Here is a 17,132-nt window from a genome sequence, read left to right as displayed (position 1 = left end):
GGTGGGGCGTCGGCGACGACGCCCCACCGGGGAGCAGCACCGCAGCATCCGACCAGGCGGCGGCACCGGCCCTTCAGCCGATGACCACCAGCCGACCACGACCCACCAGAGAGGCGGCAGCACATGGGAGCACAGATCCGTGTGTACCGACAGCGCATCCGGTCCGTCACCGCGACCAAGAAGATCACGCGCGCCATGGAGCTCATGGCGGCCTCGCGGGTTGTCAAGGCCCAGCAGGCTGTGCGTGAGTCCACGCCGTACGCCCGTGCGCTGACGCGCGCGGCCTCGGCCGTTGCCACGTACTCCGACGAGGACCACCCGCTGACCACCGAGCCCGAGAACGTCACGCGCGCTGCGCTCGTCGTCGTCGCGGCAGACCGTGGTCTGGCCGGCGGCTACAACTCCAACGTCCTGCGGGAGGGGGAGCGCGTCGCCGCTGCCCTCCAGGCCGAGGGCAAGGAGGTCGTGCCCTACCTCGTCGGTCGCCGTGCGGTCTCCTTCTACTCCTTCCGCAAGCGCGAGTACGCGGCGGAGTGGACCGGTAGCTCCGAGAAGCCGACCTTCGAGAACGCCCGCGAGATCGGCGAGCGCCTCGTCGCGGACTTCATCAAGCCGACCGAGGAGGGCGGTGTGGACGAGGTCCACATCGTCTCCACCCGCTTCGTCTCGATGGTCAACCAGGAGGCCGAGGTCATCCGCCTGCTGCCCCTCGAGGTCGTCGAGGGCGTCGAGTCCGTGGACGAGAGCGGTGAGGACGCCGAGCTCTACCCGCTCTACGAGTTCGAGCCGAACCCCGAGGAGCTGCTCGACACGCTCCTGCCTCGCTACGTCAACGCGCGCATCTTCAACGCCCTGCTGTCGGCGGCAGCCTCCGAGCTCGCGGCGCGCCAGCGCGCCATGAAGTCGGCGACGGACAACGCCGAGGAGCTCATCAAGAAGTACACCCGGCTGGCCAACCAGGCCCGCCAGGCCGAGATCACCCAGGAAATCTCCGAGATCGTCGGCGGCGCCAGTGCCCTCGCCGATTCCAAGTGAGAAGGTAGAGAGAACAGATGACTGCCACCGTCACCGAAGACACCACCACCACCACAGGCGGGGTCGGACGCATCACCCGCGTCATCGGCCCGGTCGTCGACGTCGAGTTCGGCGCTGACACCATGCCCGAGCAGTACAACCTGCTCACCACCGAGGTCACCCTGGACGGGGTCGGCCGCAACCTGAACCTTGAGGTCGCCCAGCACATCGGCGACAACATGGTCCGCGCCATCTCCCTCCAGCCCACCGACGGCCTGGTCCGCGGTGCCGCCGTGCAGGACACCGGGGGCCCCATCTCGGTGCCCGTCGGCGATGTCACCCTCGGCAAGGTCTTCAACGCGACCGGCGACTGCCTCAACCTCGAGGAGGGCCAGACCCTCGAGGTCACCGAGCGCTGGGGCATCCACCGCCAGGCCCCGGCATTCGACCAGCTCGAGTCCAAGACCGCCATGTTCGAGACCGGCATCAAGGTCATCGACCTCCTGACGCCCTACGTGCAGGGTGGCAAGATCGGCCTCTTCGGAGGTGCCGGGGTCGGCAAGACCGTGCTCATCCAGGAGATGATCGCGCGTGTTGCCCGCAACCACGGTGGTGTCTCCGTCTTCGCCGGTGTCGGCGAGCGCACCCGTGAGGGCAACGACCTCATGGTCGAGATGGAAGAGGCCGGCGTCCTCGGTCAGACCGCCTTGGTGTTCGGCCAGATGGACGAGCCGCCGGGCACGCGTCTGCGCGTGGCCCTGTCCGCCCTGACCATGGCGGAGTACTTCCGCGATGTGCAGGGTCAGGACGTGCTGCTCTTCATCGACAACATCTTCCGCTTCACGCAGGCCGGGTCCGAGGTCTCCACGCTGCTGGGCCGCATGCCCTCCGCCGTGGGGTACCAGCCGACCCTCGCCGACGAGATGGGCACGCTCCAGGAGCGGATCACCTCGACGCGTGGTCACTCGATCACCTCGATGCAGGCGATCTACGTCCCCGCCGACGACTACACCGACCCGGCGCCGGCGACCACCTTCGCCCACCTCGACGCGACGACCGAGCTCAACCGTGAGATCGCGTCCATGGGTATCTACCCGGCCGTGGACCCGCTCACCTCGACGAGCCGCATCCTCGACCGTCGCTACATCGCGGAGGACCACTACACCACCGCGGTGCGCGTCAAGCAGATCCTGCAGAAGAACAAGGAGCTGCAGGACATCATCGCGATCCTCGGTATCGACGAGCTGTCCGAGGAGGACAAGATCCTCGTCAACCGCGCCCGTCGCATCCAGCGCTTCCTGTCGCAGAACACCTACGTCGCCAAGCAGTTCACCGGCATCGAGGGCTCGACCGTGTCCCTGCCGGACACCATCGAGGCGTTCACCAAGATCTGTGACGGCGAGTACGACCACGTCGCCGAGCAGGCCTTCTTCATGTGTGGTGGCCTCGACGACGTCGAGCGCCAGTGGGCGGAGATCCAGAAGAACCTCTGATCCCACGATCACGTGCACGGCTGCGGCCGCTCCCTTCGTCACGAAGGGGGCGGCCGCTCCCTTCGTCCGGACGGCATTGGGGTGCCGCCGGGCCGCGCACCTACACTGGCGCCATGACGAACTCTGGCGAGCAGTACAACGCGCCGGGCCCGCAGGGTCCGCCGCCCCCGCCCGGTCAGCCGCAGGGCGGCTACCAGCAGCAGGGCCAGCCTCAGCAGGGCCCCCAGGGCGGGTACCAGCCGGCACCCGTCCAGCAGCCGGCCAGCGGGCGCTACCACCTCAACGTCATGGGCCAGGAGTACGGGCCTTACGGGATCGGCGACCTCGCGGCCATGGCGACCAACGGCCAGCTCAAGGGCGACAGCCCGGTGCGTGGTGAGGGCCAGGCCAACTGGTTCCCCGCCTCCCAGGTGCCCGGTCTCTTCTCCAGCCGTGAGTGGATGACCACGCTCCTGCTGTCGATCTTCGTCGGCGGCTTCGGCGTCGACCGCTTCTACCTCGGCCAGACGGGCTTGGGCATCCTCAAGCTCATCACCTGTGGTGGCATGGGCATCTGGACGATCATCGACGTCATCTTCGTGGTGATGCGCAAGATGGTCGACGTCGACGGGCGCCCCCTGCGATGACCGTCCCGACCGCCCCGCCGGCCGAGCGCCGGGTCCACCTCGCCCGAGGCATCAGCCTCGGGCAGCGGGCCATCGTCCCGGTGCTTGCGCTGATCAGCCTCGTCGGGCTGATCGTGGCGCGGGTCTGGCCGGTGCCGTCCGTGGACTCGGGGGAGCCCACCTGCATCCTGCGCATCCTCACCGGGCTGCCCTGCCCGGGCTGCGGGATGACCCGCTCGTGGGTGCACCTGGCGCACGGCGACGTGGCGACGGCCTTCGAGTACAACCTCTTCGGGCCGTTGGCCATGGCAGCTGCAGCCGGGCTGGTCGTCTACACGGCCGTGGCTCTGGTGCGGCGACAACCCACCGAGAGACTCTTCGACCAGCTCAACCCCAAGGTCCTCATGGTCGTGATGGGACTGTGGCTGGGCTACTCCGCGATCCGCATGGTCAGCATCGGGATCGGCCAGGACTACTTCGCGCTCGTCGTCGCCTGAGGCGTGCGCGGACCCATCAGCGCGGCGGGCTACCATGAGAGCCTGCCGCTCTACCGAGACGAAGGATCCCCACCGTGAGCTCCCTCAATGTTGAACTCGTCGCCGCCGACCGCAAGGTCTGGTCCGGCGAGGCCTCCATGGTCCGTGCCCGCAGCACCGAGGGCGAGATCGGCATCCTGCCAGGTCACACCCCGCTGCTCGGCGTCCTCATCGAGGGTGACGTCGTCATCCACTCCGCTGAGGGCGACCAGACCGCGACCATCGATGGTGGCTTCCTGTCGGTCGACCACGACAACGTGACGATCGTCGCCGAGACCGTCCAGGCTCCGGTCAAGGCCTGATCCATCATGTCGACCCTGCAGGTGGTGGAGGTGGTCCTCCTTGCAGGGTGTCTGGTCGTCGCGCTCTGGTTGGTGCTCCTCTGGCTGCGCCGTCGAGCCCTCTCCGCACATGGCCCAGTCAGTCCCTGTGCCGTCCGACTGCCCGGGTCGCATCGATGGCGACTCGGGCTGTTGCGTCTGAGCTCCGGTCAGCTCGACTGGTTCAGCGTCAGCGGGATGACCACCAGCCCGACGATGTCGTGGTCCCGTGAGGGCCTGGACATCTCCACGCCGTCCACCGAGCTGGTCTCGATCCCCGGGCTGATGTCCGCCGTCTCCCTGACGCTCTCCGGGTCGTCGGGCGATCTGGCCGATCTCGCGCTCGAGCCCAAGATCTACCCGGCCGTGCGCTCCTGGCTCGAGTCGGCCCCGCCCGGCCGTGGGGTCAACGTCACCTGACCCACCGCATGTCCTTGAGGTCGTGCCAGGACGTGCGCATTTCCTTGAGGTCGTGCCAGGACGTGCGCATTTCCTTAAGGTCGTGCGGACTTCTCGGGTCGGTCCTCGCGGCCGCCGCCCGGCTGCCACAGGACGTCGCCGCCCACTGAGAGGTTGGCGACGCGGGCGAGGATGAAGAGCAGGTCCGAGAGCCGGTTGAGGTAGGTCGTGGTCAGGGGGTTGATGCCGCCCACGCCCCGCTCGTCGGCGACCTCGGTGCCGTACTCCTCACGGGCTGCCCAGGCCGAGCGCTCGGCCCGACGCACCACGGTCGTCGCGTGGTGCAGGTGGGCCGAGCCGGCGGTGCCGCCGGGGAGGATGAAGGAGCGCAGCTTCTCCACCCGCGTGAGGTACTCGTCGCAGTCGGCCTCGAGCTCGTCGATCCACTCCTGCTTGACCCGCAGCGGCGGGTACTCGGGATTGGCGAGAAGGGGGGTGCACAGGTCCGCGCCGACGTCGAAGAGGTCGTTCTGCACACGCGTCAGCGTGCCGACGAGATCCTCCTCCAGGCCTCCGGTCGCGACGGCCACCCCGATGACCGCGTTGGCCTCGTTGGTGTCGGCGTAGGCCTGCAGTCGGGAGTCGGTCTTGGAGGTCCGGCTGAAGTCACCGAGCGCGGTCGTGCCCTCGTCGCCGGTGCGGGTGTAGATCTTCGTCAGGTTGACCATGGGACCCATCGTGGCAGAGCCCTGGTGACGGGTCGGTGGCACGTCCGTGACCGGACGCTGGTCATCGTGTGATCACATCGTGATTGCGAGGTGGGTGCGCTCGCGTGTCACCCCCGTCACACTGGATGACAACGGACGCAGCAGCCAGGGGAAGCAGGTGACCGTCTTGAGCGCAATGACCGCGCTGACGCCGGTGGGTGGCGTAGGGGCCACCCGAGTGCGAGTGCACGTGCCCTTCGACCTGCGGCACAGCGCCGACCTACGACAGGGCTTCGTGACCGCGATCCGCGAGGGCAGCGAGCTGCTCGTCGACATCTCGGACTCGACCGTCGTGGACCAGGTCGGCTTCGCGACGCTCGTCGGAGCGCACGCCCGCGCCGCCCGTGCAGGTCGCCGGCTGCGCTTCACCGGTGCCGACGAGCGGACCACCCGGCTGCTGCGACGAGCCGGTCTCGTGCGCCTCCTCGACGACTCTCCCGCGCCGAGCCGGCTGCGGCCCTCGCTGGCGGGCTGACTCCGGATCCTCCCTTCGTCCTGGGTGGATGCCAACTCGCCGAGGATTCGTCCGCGCGTTGACCTCCACCCCGGTCTCGGTCATTGGGAGTGGATGCCGACTCGCCGAGGATTTGTCCGCGCGTTGACCTCCACCCGGGCTTGGGGCGCTCTCGAACGACAAGGAGCGGGGCGGCGGGCCACGTCCTAGACTTCGGCCAGACCCGACCGGCGGCACAGTGAGCCAGCAGACCGCGCGTCTCAGCGCGACCCAGATCGACCGCGACCACGTGGCCTACCCGTGGGAGCGCCGGCGGGACCCAGCGGTCGATCTCGTCCGGGGCGTGGCGATCGTGTGCATGGTCATCGCCCACGTCCGGGTCTGGGCGCCTGTGGACTCGACGCTCGTCACGGTCGCGCTGCTCGTCGTCAACAACGTGGCCTCCCCGCTCTTCGCGACGGTCATGGGGATCTCGGCCGGGATCGTCCTCACCCGGGGCAGCCACCGGTTGGTCGGCGCCACCTTCGTCGCCCGCAACCTCGTCCGCGGTCTCATCCTGATCGGCATCGGCGTGCTGCTCCAGCAGCTCGGCACCTTCGTCGCCATCGTCCTGATGTCCCTCGGCGCGACGCTCGTGGTCGCCTCGCCGCTCGCGCTGCTGCCCGTGCCGGCGCTGGCCGCGACCACCGTCGTGACCTTCGCCGTCGGACCCTGGGTCAACTCCGCCGCGCGTGCGGGGCTCGACCCGGCTCGCGTGTACAGCACTGCGTGGGTCGACCAGGTGCTCCAGTGGTTCGTGCTGTCCACCCACTATCGGGTGGTGAGCCTGCTCCCCTTCGTCCTGGCGGGGGTGCTGCTCGCCCGGTACCGGCTCACGGTCCGCACGGCACTGATCAGCATCGGCGTCGCAGTGATCGCCGGTGCCGCTGTCATCGTCCTGCGGCTGCTCGGCCACGGCCTGGGGGTGAGCGAGGTCGTCTCGGGAGGGGTGCCCGACGCCCTCCTCGACGTCGCGCTGACCGGCACCGCGCTGGGGATCATCGTCCTGGCCGCCCGCTCGTCCGTGCTGCAACCCGCGGTGACCGCGCTGGCGCCGGTCCGTGCTGCTGGCGCCATGGCGCTGACCTGCTACGTCCTGCACGTCGGCCTCATCGCCATCGCGCAGCGGGTCGGGGACCCTCGAGCGCCGTACGAGCACTGGCTCGCCTACGGGGGAGGGATCCTCGTCGTCACCGTGCTGGCCTGCTGGGCGTGGTGGCAGGTGATCGGCAAGGGACCGATCGAGCGGGTCATGGGGCTGGTGACCGACCGGATCGGGTGACTCCCCTCGGGCGCTGGAGGCTGCTCCCTTCGAGGTGACCGGGGGAGGAGGCGCGAGGAGGCGCGGGGATCTCCCTTCGTCCTGGGTGGATGTCGACTCGCCGACGAGTCGTCCGCGCGTATACCTCCATCCGGGTCTGGGTCATCGGGAGTGGATGCCGACTCGCTGACGATTCGTCCGCGCGTTTACCTCCACCCGGGGCCGGGGCGCGGGCGCGGTGGGCACTCTCCAAGGCGACCGGGGGAGGAGGCGCGGGGATCTCCCTTCGTCCTGGGTGGATGTCGACTCGCCGACGAGTCGTCCGCGCGTATACCTCCATCCGGGTCTCGGTCATCGGGAGTGGATGCCGACTCGCTGACGATTCGTCCGCGCGTTTACCTCCACCGGGGTCTGGGGCGCGAGGGACTGGGGCGCGAGGGACTGGGCGCGGGGAGGGGTGGCGGGCGGTGTGGCGGTATTCACCGCGGACAGGCCTGTGACACAAGGCGGCGCGAGGGTAACTTGCCACCATGGCCGACAGCATCGATGCCCCCACCCCTGCAGCCGAGGCTGCGCGCCCCGAGCGTGACCGCCCCTGGGTGATGCGCACCTATGCCGGGCACTCCAGTGCCGCGGCGTCCAACGAGCTCTACCGCCGCAACCTGGCCAAGGGCCAGACCGGTCTGTCCGTGGCCTTCGACCTGCCCACGCAGACCGGCTACGACCCCGACCACGTGCTCAGCCGCGGTGAGGTCGGCAAGGTCGGCGTGCCGATCAGCCACATCGGGGACATGCGCCGTCTCTTCGACCAGATCCCGCTGGACGAGATGAACACCTCGATGACGATCAACGCGGTCGCGATGTACATGCTCGCGATGTACCAGGTCGCCGCCGAGGAGCAGGCCGAGGCCGCCGGCCAGGACCCGGCCGAGGTGCGCGCGCGCCTGGCCGGCACGACGCAGAACGACATCATCAAGGAGTACCTGAGCCGCGGGACCTATGTCTTCCCGCCGGCTCCCTCGATGCGGCTGATCACCGACATGGTCACCTACACGGTGAACGAGATCCCCAAGTGGAACCCGATCAACATCTGCAGCTACCACCTGCAGGAGGCGGGGGCGACCCCCGTCCAGGAGATCGCCTACTCCATGTCGACCGCGCTCGCGGTCCTCGACGCCGTCCGCGACTCCGGCCGGGTGCCTGAGGAGGAGTTCGGCAAGGTCGTCGCCCGCATCTCCTTCTTCGTCAACGCCGGGGTGCGCTTCGTCGAGGAGATGTGCAAGATGCGCGCCTTCGTCGAGCTGTGGGACGAGATCTGCCGCGAGCGCTACGGCGTCACCGACGCCAAGCAGCGCCGGTTCCGCTACGGCGTCCAGGTCAACAGCCTGGGCCTGACCGAGGCGCAGCCGGAGAACAACGTCCAGCGGATCGTCCTCGAGATGCTCGCGGTCACCCTGAGCAAGGACGCCCGCGCCCGCGCGGTGCAGCTCCCCGCGTGGAACGAAGCCCTCGGCCTGCCGCGCCCGTGGGACCAGCAGTGGGCGCTGCGCCTGCAGCAGGTCCTGGCCTTCGAGTCCGACCTGCTCGAGTACGACGACCTCTTCGCCGGCTCGCCCGTCGTGGAGAAGAAGGTCGCCGAGCTGGTCGAGGGCGCCAAGGCCGAGATCGAGCGCATCCAGGACATGGGCGGCGCCGTCCCGGCCGTCGAGTCGGGGTACATGAAGAACGCCCTCGTCGCGAGCCACTCCCTGCGCCGTCAGCGCATCGAGGCTGGCGAGGACATCGTCGTCGGCGTCAACAAGTTCGAGACCACCGAGCCCAATCCGCTGACCGCCGACCTCGACACGGCGATCCAGACGGTCGACGCGGACGTGGAGGCCAAGGCCATCGAGGCCGTGCGCGCCTGGCGCACCCAGCGCGACGCCGACCCGGAGGGCGCCAAGGCGGCCACGGACTCGCTGGAGCGGCTCAAGGAGATCGCGGCCACCACGGACAACCTCTTCGAGGCGTCCATGGTCTGCGCCCGCGCGGGTGTCACCGTCGGCGAGTGGGCCCAGGCCCTGCGCGAGGTCTTCGGCGAGTTCCGCGCACCGACCGGTGTCTCCGGCTCCGTGGGCGTCGCCTCCGGCGGGTCCGCGGACCTCGCCGCAGTGCGCGACCGGGTCCGGGCCACCAGCGAAGAGCTCGGTGGCAGCCTGCGCGTGCTCGTGGGCAAGCCGGGCCTGGACGGCCACTCCAACGGCGCCGAGCAGATCGCGGTGCGGGCGCGTGACGCCGGCTTCGAGGTCATCTACCAGGGCATCCGCCTGACCCCCGACCAGATCGTCTCTGCCGCCGTGGCCGAGGACGTCGACCTCGTCGGCGTCTCGATCCTCTCCGGCTCGCACATGGAGCTCGTCCCCGACGTGATCGAGGGCCTGAAGGCACAGGGCGCGGGCGACATCCCGGTCATCGTCGGCGGCATCATCCCCGAGTCGGACGCGGCCAAGCTGCGCGAGATGGGGGTGGCGGCGGTCTTCACGCCCAAGGACTTCGGCCTCAACGAGATCATGGGGCGCTTCCTCGACATCATCCGCGACAACAGGGGCCTGCCCGCGCTCGAGACCACGGACGCGTGAGCGGCCGGGGCCGATCGGTCTCCTGGGGCCACGCGGTCGCGGCGGTCCCTGCCGCGGCGATCGTGTGGACCCTCCTCGCGCTGCTGCTGACGGGGGTCCTCGCTGACCTCGCGCTCGGCGGGTTGGTCGCGATCGGCATCATCGCCGCGGTCAGCTGCCTGCTGCTCCTCCTCCCTTCGCCCGCGACGAGGGGGAGTGGTCTCGGGGCCATCGTCACGATGATCCCGTGCGCGATCGGGCTGGCCCTCAGCCTGGTCTGACCCGGCGGGTCTAGTCTCGAGGTATGCCCCTGCACTGCCCGGCGATCCTGCTGGTCGCCGCCTCACCCCGTGACGCGAAGGGAGCCGACGAGCTCGTCGCAGCCCTCGCCGGTGAGCGGGTGCTGGCTGTCGTGCGGGCACCCGCTGATGATGTCGGTGGTCGGCTGGCGCAGACGCTCGACGTGCCGCTGGAGGACGAGCCCGGGCTCGCCGAGCCCACGCCGGGCAGGGTCGTGCTGGGGGAGATCGCCGACCTGCACCGCGGTGAGACGGTGCTCGTCCTGACCTCCGAGGGGGCGGGGGAGACGCCCTTCGAGACGGGCGCTGAGCGCCCTGCTCAGGGAGCGGTCGTGAGGAGGGGCGCTGAGCGCCCTCCTCAGGGAGCGTTCGTGAGGATGGAGCTGGACTGAGCCCGCTCTCTAGAAGAGGCGGTGCATGCTCGTGTCGATGCCCTTGAGCTCGTCGTAGTCGAGGGTGACGCAACGGATGCCGCGGTCCTCGGCGAGCGTGCGGGCCTGCGGCTTGATGACCTGGGCGGCGAAGACCCCCGTGACGGGACGCAGCCCGGGGTCGCGGTTCATCAGCTCGAGGTAGCGGGTGAGCTGCTCGACGCCGTCGATCTCGCCGCGGCGCTTGATCTCGATGGCGACGGAGACCCCCTTCGCGTCCCTGGCGAGGATGTCGACCGGGCCGATGGCCGTCATGTACTCGCGGCGCACCAGGGTGTAGCCGTCGCCGAGGGTCTCGATGTGCTCGGCCAGCAGCTTTTGCAGGTGGGCCTCGACGCCGTCCTTGACCAGGCCGGGATCGACGCCCAGCTCGTGGGCCGAGTCGTGGTGGATCTCGTGGAGCTTCACCCGCAGGCGGTCCTCGTTCTTGGCGTGCTGCACATTCCACACTGCGGTCACCCCCTCGGTGACCTCGGTCTCGTCCGGCTCGATCTCGGCCATGGAGCACGGGGGCGCCATCCAGTTCAGCGGCTTGTAGGAGCCGCCGTCACTGTGGATCAGCACCGATCCGTCCGCCTTGACGATGAGCAGACGGGTCGCCAGGGGCAGGTGGGCGTTCAGCCGCCCCTCGTAATCGACGCTGCAGGTCGCAATCACCACTCGCACCCCGCAGACCCTACGCGCACAAGGGAATTGTGTCGTGATCGTCCTGTGCGGACCGTCACGCCGCGAACCCCTACCAGCGGGTCATCCGGACTGCGATAGTGCCTGTCATGTCTGACTCCCGCGCCCTCGCCGACGCCCTCGTCTTCCCGTACCTGAACCACGCCGCCTCGATGTTCGAGGAGAAGTACGCGTCCCGTGAGGACGTCGACAACGGCATGCGGTTCGGCTGCGGCCTGCCCAAGGGCCCCCTCACCGTCATCGACGAGCTCGGTCTCGAGAGCGTCCGCGACGCGCTGGCCGCTCGGTTCGCCGAGACCGGCGACCCGCGCCACCAGCCCAACCCCGCCATCGAGCGGCTGATCTCCGAGGGGCGCACCGGCAAGGCCGCCGGGAAGGGCTTCTACACCTACGAGGGCGACGAGGTCGTCGACGACGAGCTCACCCCCGCCAAGACCGGCCAGGGCGACGCCCGCCCGATCAAGACCGTCGGTGTCGTCGGCTCCGGCACGATGGCGACCGGCATGATCGAGGTCTTCGCCGCCAACGGGTTCCCCGTCACCTACATCGCGCGCAGCCAGGACAAGATCGACGCCGTCGCCGCCAAGATCGCCAAGAACCTCGGCCGTCAGGTCACCAAGGGCCGGCTCGAGCAGGGTGACGCCGACGCGATCCTCGGCCGCCTCACCGGCTCCACCGAGCGCGAGGCGCTCGGTGACGTCGACATCGTCGTCGAGGCCATCGCCGAGGAGATCGGCATCAAGAACCAGCTCTTCGCCGACCTGGACCGCATCTGCAAGCCCGGCGCCGTGCTCGCCACGACCACCTCGTCGCTGTCCATCGCCGACCTCGCGGCGCAGACCAAGCGCCCGCAGGACGTCGTCGGCATGCACTTCTTCAACCCGGCACCGGTGATGAAGCTCGTCGAGGTCATCAACCACCCGAGCACCGGCCAGGACGTCCTCGACACCGTCCAGGACCTGTGCCGCAGCACCCGCAAGGTCGCCGTCAGCTGCGCCGACCGCTCCGGCTTCATCGTCAACGCGCTGCTCTTCCCCTACCTCAACGACGCCATCAAGGCGCACGAGGACGGCGCCGAGCTGGACGTCATCGACGGCGCCATCACCGAGCACTACGGCTACCCGATGGGTCCCTTCGCGCTCCTCGACGTCGTCGGCAACGACGTGGCCCTGGCCATCGAGGAGGAGCTGCTCGCCGAGTTCGAGCACGAGTCCCTGACCCCCGCGCCGCTGCTGCGCGAGGTCGTTGCTGCGGGCAAGCTCGGTCGCAAGACCGGTGAGGGCTTCCGCTCCTACTGAGCCTGATCACACGAGGGACTCCTGGTGCATCTCGTGGCGGACTCCGCCACAGATTGCACCGGGAGTCCCTTGTGTGTGCACAGCCTGGACCCGGGTACCGAGGACGGTCCGGCCCAGTTCGTCCCGGCCAGCCCGCCCTGTCTCACTCCGAGGGCGGATGGGGACGGTCGATCAGCAGGTCCTCAGGGACCAGGGCGGCGCCGACGACGCCGCTGAGCAGCAGCGGATCGATCTGCTCGCCGCGGCGCAGGACGCTGATCGTGCCTGAGGGCTCGAAGATCACTGCCACGACCTGTTCGTATCGGCTGACACCGGCCAGCCGCAGACGGGACTGGAGCTCCCCGGGCAGCACGTGGCAGCGGCGCATGTGCTCCTCGATGACGCGGGGCCCGGCCATGAGCAGGACCGGAGCGTTGACGACGGCGTGCTGGACCCACCCACGACGGCGCAGCATCCCGAAGAGCCCCTGGACGACGACGAGCGTCACCAGCGCCACCAAGCCCCCGCCGAGCACGGGTGCCTGACCGAGGGCCGCCCGCCCGATGATCGAGCCGAAGCCGATGACGGCGATGAGGTCGAAGCTGGACATGCCCGACAGCACGCGCTGACCCAGGATGCGCACCAGCACCACCATCGCGAGGTACATCCCCGACGTGGCGGTCGCCACGGCCAGGGCCTCGAGCGGGCTGATCCAGAGCAGGTCGTACACGGGGGGTCCTCGATCCGTCAGGTGAGTCAGCGGCGTGGCCCATGGTGCCTCAGGACATTTGCGAGACTGGACCCATGCCCAGGTCCAACCGCCGCCGTCGGGACGAGCACCGTCCGCTCGCTCTCGGAGGCTCCCCGCAGACGCGGGAGACGTGGATGGGGCGGGCATGGATCGTGCGCCGGCTGACCGGGCAGACGTCGACGCGCGTCTACACCTGCCCGGGGTGCACCCACGAGATCCAGCCGGGCACCCCGCACGTCGTGGTCTGGCCCGACGACGGACTCGGGGGAGCGGACGACCGTCGGCACTGGCACTCGCGGTGCTGGCAGGCCCGCGACCAGGGGCGCTACGGACGGTGAGGGTCCTCCCTTCGTGACGGCCGCGGGCGGCCTCCTCAGGGATCGGTGGTCGAGGTCGCGGACTGGCCTCCTCAGGGACCGGCGGGCAATCCGGTTGGGCAGAAGCCTGCACGGTGCAACAATCATCGAGTGCTCCTACGCCTCGTCCGCAACCACCTCAGCGGCACCGGCGGCCGGGTCGCGACGCTGCTCGTCCTGCAACTGACCGCGACCCTCGCCTCCCTCTACCTGCCCAGCCTCAACGGCGAGATCATCGACAACGGTGTCGCGACCGGCAACACCAGCTACATCGTGGGCCACGGCGGGCTGATGCTCGCGGTCTCCGTCCTGCAGATCATCACCACCATCGCCGCGACCTGGATCGGCGCCGGCCTGTCCGCCGGCATGGCCGCCCGGCTGCGAGCCGCCGTGTTCTCGCGAGTGGGCAGCTTCAGCGCCCAAGAGGTCGCCCGCTTCGGGGCGCCGACGCTCATCTCGCGGACGACCAACGACGTCACCCAGGTGCAGCTGGTCACCAACGTGGCGCTGACAATGATGGTCACCGCGCCGATGATGATGATCGGCGGCGTCATCATGGCGCTGCGCGAGGACGTCGGTCTCAGCTGGCTCGTGGCCGTCGCGGTGCCGCTGCTCGCCGTCTCGGTCGGCCTGGTCATCCGGGCGATGATCCCCAACTTCCGACGCATGCAGACCAGCGTCGACACGGTCAACCGGATCCTGCGTGAGCAGATCACCGGGGTGCGCGTGGTGCGGGCCTTCGTGCGCGAAGGGAGCGAGCGCGAGCGCTTCGAGGTGGCCAACACCGAGTACACGGGGTCGGCGATCGCGGTCGGCCGCCTGATGTCGCTCGCCTTCCCGATCGTCATGGTCATCCTCAACCTCTCGACCGTCGCGGTCCTGTGGTTCGGCGCCCAGCGCATCGACAGCGGCCAGATGCAGATCGGGTCCATGACGGCCTTCATGACGTATCTCATGCAGATCCTCATGTCGGTGATGATGGCGACCTTCATGTCGATGATGATCCCGCGCGCCGCCGTCTCGGCCGGACGCATCGACGAGGTGCTCTCGACCCGGTCCAGCGTCGTGCCGCCGAGCGACCCGCTGCCGATGGCGCAGGCCCGTCCCGACGTGGTGCTCGAGGACGTCGAGTTCTCCTACCCGGGCGCCGACTCGCCGGTGCTGTGCGACGTGAGCCTGCGGGCCCAGCCCGGGCGCACCACGGCGATCATCGGCTCGACCGGCGCGGGCAAGACCACCCTGCTCGACCTCGTGCCTCGGCTGCACGACGTGACCGGCGGGCGCGTGCTCGTCGGCGGCGTCGACGTGCGCGAGCTCGACCCCGACGCGCTGTGGGGCACCATCGCCGTCGTCCCGCAGAAGCCCTTCCTCTTCACCGGCACCATCGCCACCAACCTGCGTCAGGGGCGGCCGGAGGCGAGCGACGACGAGCTCTGGGACGCGCTGCGGATCGCCCAGGCCGAGGACTTCGTGCGCGACCTCGAGCTGGGTCTCGACTCGCCGATCGCCCAGGGCGGCACCAACCTCTCGGGCGGTCAGCGGCAGCGTCTGTCCATCGCGCGGGCCCTCGTGCGTCGCCCGGCGATCTACCTGCTCGACGACGCCTTCTCGGCGCTCGACCTGACGACCGATGCCAGGCTGCGCGCCGCCCTTCGTCCCGTGGTCGCCGACAGCGTCGTCCTCGTCGTCGCACAACGGGTGTCCTCGATCATCGACGCCGACCACATCGTCGTCCTCGACGACGGCCGGGTCGTCGGCGACGGCACCCACGAGGAGCTCCTCGCGAGCTGCCCGACCTATGTCGAGATCGTCGAGAGCCAAGCAGCACGGGAGGAGGCAGCATGAGCGAGGTCCCCACCGCCGAGGAGAAGGCGGCCCAGGCACGAAGGGGGCCGCCGCGGCGTGGCCCCATGTCCGCCGGGACGCCGGGGGAGAAGTCGAAGAACTTCCTCCCCTCGGCCAAGCGGCTCGTCGCGCGGCTGCGGCCGGAGCGCACCCGGGTGCTGACCGCGATCGTGCTGACCATCGTCTCCGTCGCGATGAGTGCGGTCGGGCCGCTCATCCTTGCCCGGGCCACCGACCACATCTTCGCCGGCTGGATCGGCTCGAAGCTGCCTGCAGGTGTCCCGCTGCCCACCGTCGTCGAGCAGCTGCGCGCGACGGGCGAGGGCAAGCAGGCCGACATGATCGCCTCGATGCCCTACCTCGTGCCCGGGCAGGGCATGGACTTCGGTACGATCGGCCGGATCCTGCTGCTGGCCCTCGGTCTCTACGTCGTCGCAGCGCTCCTCTCCTGGGTCCAGGGGCGCGTCATCGTGGGCGCGGTCAACCAGGTCGTCTTCGACCTGCGCGCCCAGGTCGAGGCCAAGCTGCACCGCCTGCCCCTGCCCTACTTCGACCAGCAGCCGCGCGGCGAGCTGCTCAGCCGGGTCACCAACGACATCGACAACGTCGCGCAGTCGCTGCAGCAGACGCTCAGCCAGCTGCTGACGAGCCTCATCACGGTCGTGGCGATGGTCTCGATGATGATCTGGATCTCGCCGCTGCTCGCCGTCATCGCCCTCGTGAGCATCCCGATCTCGATCGCGCTCACGGCAGCGATCGGCAAGCGCAGCCAGGGGCACTTCGTCCAGCAGTGGAAGTCCACCGGTGAGCTCAGCTCGGTCATCGAGGAGACCTACACGGGCCACTCGCTCGTCAAGGTCTTCGGTCGCCAGGCCGAGGTCGACGCCGCCTTCGCCGAGCGCAACGAGGAACTGCGGGCGGCCGGCTTCGGCGCGCAGTTCGTCAGCGGCATCATCATGCCGGCGATGATGTTCGTCGGGAACCTCAACTACGTGATCATCGCCGTCATCGGTGGTCTGCGCGTGGCGTCCGGCACGATGACGCTCGGCGACGTCCAGGCCTTCATCCAGTACTCCCGCCAGTTCACCCAGCCGCTCACGCAGGTCGCCTCGATGGCCAACCTCATGCAGTCAGGCGTGGCCTCCGCGGAGCGGGTCTTCGAGGTGCTCGACGCCCCCGAGCAGGTGGCCGACCCGACTGGTCCCGCGGGCACCGGCGAGGGTCACGGGCGGGTCGTCTTCGAGGACGTCTCCTTCCGCTACGACCCCGCCCGTCCGCTCATCGAAGGACTCAACCTCGTCGTCGAGCCGGGGCAGATGGTCGCCATCGTCGGTCCGACCGGCGCCGGCAAGACCACCCTGGTCAACCTGATCATGCGCTTCTACGAGCTGGACTCGGGCCGGATCACGATCGACGGCATCGACATCACGCAGATGTCCCGGGCGGACCTTCGCTCGCGCACGGGCATGGTCCTGCAGGACACCTGGCTCTTCGCGGGGACCATCGGCGACAACATCGCCTACGGGCGTCCCGGTGCCACCCCGGAGCAGGTGCGGGCGGCGGCGGAGGCGACCTACGTCGACCGCTTCGTCCACTCGCTCCCACGCGGGTACGACACCCACCTCGACGACGAAGGGGGCAACATCTCCGCCGGCGAGAAGCAGCTGGTCACGATCGCCCGCGCCTTCCTCGCCGACCCCAGCCTGCTCATCCTCGACGAGGCGACCAGCTCGGTGGACACCCGCACCGAGCGCCTCGTGCAGCAGGCGATGGCGGCGCTGCGCGGCGACCGGACGAGCTTCGTCATCGCCCACCGGCTCTCGACGATCCGCGACGCGGACCTGATCGTCGTCATGGAGGACGGGCACATCGCCGAGCAGGGCACGCACGAGGGGCTGCTCGCGGCTGACGGCGCGTATGCGCGGCTCTACCGCAGCCAGTTCACCGCGGCCGTCAACGAGCTGGACACCTCGGTCAGCCTGGCCTGACCCCCTTGACCCCGTC

At 69.5% G+C, this 17,132-nt stretch carries 18 protein-coding genes; 15 read left to right on the top strand and 3 right to left on the bottom strand.

The window, feature by feature from the left end; all coding sequences use genetic code 11:
- Window positions 1-123 precede the first annotated feature (123 nt).
- From EXU32_RS10550 to EXU32_RS10525, 6 genes are all read left to right on the top strand, one after another.
- Entirely contained in the window at window positions 124-1,035 is a 912-nt protein-coding gene (locus EXU32_RS10550) for a F0F1 ATP synthase subunit gamma (protein ID WP_130629869.1), read from the top strand.
- A 17-nt stretch (window positions 1,036-1,052) separates the two neighbouring features.
- Window positions 1,053-2,507, top strand: coding sequence for a F0F1 ATP synthase subunit beta (atpD, locus tag EXU32_RS10545; RefSeq protein ID WP_130629868.1), 1,455 nt, complete (start codon window positions 1,053-1,055; stop codon window positions 2,505-2,507).
- 113 nt (window positions 2,508-2,620) lie between these two features.
- Complete coding sequence (locus tag EXU32_RS10540; protein WP_130629867.1) at window positions 2,621-3,133, top strand: NINE protein; 513 nt, start codon at window positions 2,621-2,623, stop codon at window positions 3,131-3,133.
- On the top strand, window positions 3,130-3,609 hold the full coding sequence (locus tag EXU32_RS10535; RefSeq protein WP_130629866.1) for a DUF2752 domain-containing protein: 480 nt from the start codon (window positions 3,130-3,132) through the stop codon (window positions 3,607-3,609). The genes EXU32_RS10540 and EXU32_RS10535 overlap by 4 nt, the downstream gene beginning before the upstream one ends.
- 74 nt (window positions 3,610-3,683) lie before the next feature.
- On the top strand, window positions 3,684-3,950 hold the full coding sequence (locus EXU32_RS10530) for a F0F1 ATP synthase subunit epsilon (RefSeq protein WP_130629865.1): 267 nt from the start codon (window positions 3,684-3,686) through the stop codon (window positions 3,948-3,950).
- A 6-nt stretch (window positions 3,951-3,956) separates the two neighbouring features.
- Window positions 3,957-4,388 carry a DUF2550 family protein gene (locus EXU32_RS10525; protein ID WP_130629864.1) on the top strand — a complete coding sequence of 144 codons (432 nt, stop codon included), beginning with the start codon at window positions 3,957-3,959 and terminating at the stop codon, window positions 4,386-4,388.
- A gap of 74 nt (window positions 4,389-4,462) precedes the next feature.
- Here the strand turns inward: EXU32_RS10525 and EXU32_RS10520 are convergent, their stop codons facing one another.
- A complete protein-coding gene (locus EXU32_RS10520; RefSeq protein ID WP_130629863.1) occupies window positions 4,463-5,095 on the bottom strand; it encodes a cob(I)yrinic acid a,c-diamide adenosyltransferase in 633 nt (210 codons plus the stop codon).
- A gap of 175 nt (window positions 5,096-5,270) precedes the next feature.
- Between EXU32_RS10520 and EXU32_RS10515 the strand changes: the two genes are divergently transcribed.
- The 5 genes from EXU32_RS10515 to EXU32_RS10495 all read left to right on the top strand — a co-directional run bounded on the left by EXU32_RS10515 (window position 5,271) and on the right by EXU32_RS10495 (window position 10,176).
- Window positions 5,271-5,609, top strand: a complete 339-nt coding sequence (locus tag EXU32_RS10515) for an STAS domain-containing protein (protein WP_242612977.1) — start codon at window positions 5,271-5,273, stop codon at window positions 5,607-5,609.
- A 217-nt stretch (window positions 5,610-5,826) separates the two neighbouring features.
- Window positions 5,827-6,909: an acyltransferase family protein gene (locus EXU32_RS10510; RefSeq protein WP_130629861.1), complete on the top strand. Its 1,083-nt coding sequence runs from the start codon at window positions 5,827-5,829 to the stop codon at window positions 6,907-6,909.
- A 581-nt stretch (window positions 6,910-7,490) separates the two neighbouring features.
- Complete coding sequence (locus EXU32_RS10505) at window positions 7,491-9,506, top strand: protein meaA (protein WP_242612976.1); 2,016 nt, start codon at window positions 7,491-7,493, stop codon at window positions 9,504-9,506.
- The gene (locus EXU32_RS10500; protein WP_130629859.1) at window positions 9,503-9,766 is read left to right on the top strand and encodes a hypothetical protein; all 264 of its coding nucleotides are present in this window, start codon (window positions 9,503-9,505) and stop codon (window positions 9,764-9,766) included. Before EXU32_RS10505 ends, EXU32_RS10500 begins: the two co-directional genes overlap by 4 nt.
- A 23-nt stretch (window positions 9,767-9,789) precedes the next feature.
- Entirely contained in the window at window positions 9,790-10,176 is a 387-nt protein-coding gene (locus EXU32_RS10495; protein ID WP_130629858.1) for a hypothetical protein, read from the top strand.
- A gap of 9 nt (window positions 10,177-10,185) precedes the next feature.
- On the opposite strand, the gene nucS is transcribed toward EXU32_RS10495, so the two are convergent.
- A complete protein-coding gene (gene nucS / locus EXU32_RS10490) occupies window positions 10,186-10,881 on the bottom strand; it encodes an endonuclease NucS (RefSeq protein WP_130629857.1) in 696 nt (231 codons plus the stop codon).
- Between the two features lie 107 nt (window positions 10,882-10,988).
- Between nucS and EXU32_RS10485 the strand changes: the two genes are divergently transcribed.
- On the top strand, window positions 10,989-12,197 hold the full coding sequence (locus EXU32_RS10485) for a 3-hydroxyacyl-CoA dehydrogenase NAD-binding domain-containing protein (RefSeq protein ID WP_130629856.1): 1,209 nt from the start codon (window positions 10,989-10,991) through the stop codon (window positions 12,195-12,197).
- Window positions 12,198-12,339: 142 nt separating this feature from the next.
- Here the strand turns inward: EXU32_RS10485 and EXU32_RS10480 are convergent, their stop codons facing one another.
- Window positions 12,340-12,906 carry a DUF421 domain-containing protein gene (locus EXU32_RS10480; protein WP_242612756.1) on the bottom strand — a complete coding sequence of 189 codons (567 nt, stop codon included), beginning with the start codon at window positions 12,904-12,906 and terminating at the stop codon, window positions 12,340-12,342.
- Between the two features lie 74 nt (window positions 12,907-12,980).
- Between EXU32_RS10480 and EXU32_RS10475 the strand changes: the two genes are divergently transcribed.
- The 3 genes from EXU32_RS10475 to EXU32_RS10465 all read left to right on the top strand — a co-directional run bounded on the left by EXU32_RS10475 (window position 12,981) and on the right by EXU32_RS10465 (window position 17,116).
- Complete coding sequence (locus tag EXU32_RS10475; RefSeq protein ID WP_130629855.1) at window positions 12,981-13,265, top strand: hypothetical protein; 285 nt, start codon at window positions 12,981-12,983, stop codon at window positions 13,263-13,265.
- 129 nt (window positions 13,266-13,394) lie between these two features.
- Entirely contained in the window at window positions 13,395-15,128 is a 1,734-nt protein-coding gene (locus tag EXU32_RS10470) for an ABC transporter ATP-binding protein (RefSeq protein ID WP_130629854.1), read from the top strand.
- Complete coding sequence (locus EXU32_RS10465) at window positions 15,125-17,116, top strand: ABC transporter ATP-binding protein (protein ID WP_130629853.1); 1,992 nt, start codon at window positions 15,125-15,127, stop codon at window positions 17,114-17,116. The genes EXU32_RS10470 and EXU32_RS10465 overlap by 4 nt, the downstream gene beginning before the upstream one ends.
- Window positions 17,117-17,132 lie beyond the last annotated feature (16 nt).

The organism is Janibacter limosus (assembly GCF_004295485.1).
GTDB lineage: Bacteria > Actinomycetota > Actinomycetes > Actinomycetales > Dermatophilaceae > Janibacter > Janibacter limosus_A.
The sequence above is the reverse complement of the archived record's forward strand: the minus strand, read 5'-3'. Positions and strand labels throughout refer to the sequence as shown.

Bases quoted from the DNA above. Each gene is read 5' to 3' on its own strand.
- EXU32_RS10535 (WP_130629866.1), top strand. From the start codon at position 3,130: ATGACCGTCCCGACCGCCCCGCCGGCCGAGCGCCGGGTCCACCTCGCC.
- EXU32_RS10495 (WP_130629858.1), top strand. From the start codon at position 9,790: ATGCCCCTGCACTGCCCGGCGATCCTGCTGGTCGCCGCCTCACCCCGT.
- EXU32_RS10505 (WP_242612976.1), top strand. From the start codon at position 7,491: ATGCGCACCTATGCCGGGCACTCCAGTGCCGCGGCGTCCAACGAGCTC.
- EXU32_RS10475 (WP_130629855.1), top strand. From the start codon at position 12,981: ATGCCCAGGTCCAACCGCCGCCGTCGGGACGAGCACCGTCCGCTCGCT.
- EXU32_RS10515 (WP_242612977.1), top strand. From the start codon at position 5,271: ATGACCGCGCTGACGCCGGTGGGTGGCGTAGGGGCCACCCGAGTGCGA.
- EXU32_RS10540 (WP_130629867.1), top strand. From the start codon at position 2,621: ATGACGAACTCTGGCGAGCAGTACAACGCGCCGGGCCCGCAGGGTCCG.
- EXU32_RS10520 (WP_130629863.1), bottom strand. From the start codon at position 5,095: ATGGTCAACCTGACGAAGATCTACACCCGCACCGGCGACGAGGGCACG.
- EXU32_RS10525 (WP_130629864.1), top strand. From the start codon at position 3,957: ATGTCGACCCTGCAGGTGGTGGAGGTGGTCCTCCTTGCAGGGTGTCTG.
- atpD (WP_130629868.1), top strand. From the start codon at position 1,053: ATGACTGCCACCGTCACCGAAGACACCACCACCACCACAGGCGGGGTC.
- EXU32_RS10550 (WP_130629869.1), top strand. From the start codon at position 124: ATGGGAGCACAGATCCGTGTGTACCGACAGCGCATCCGGTCCGTCACC.
- EXU32_RS10485 (WP_130629856.1), top strand. From the start codon at position 10,989: ATGTCTGACTCCCGCGCCCTCGCCGACGCCCTCGTCTTCCCGTACCTG.
- EXU32_RS10465 (WP_130629853.1), top strand. From the start codon at position 15,125: ATGAGCGAGGTCCCCACCGCCGAGGAGAAGGCGGCCCAGGCACGAAGG.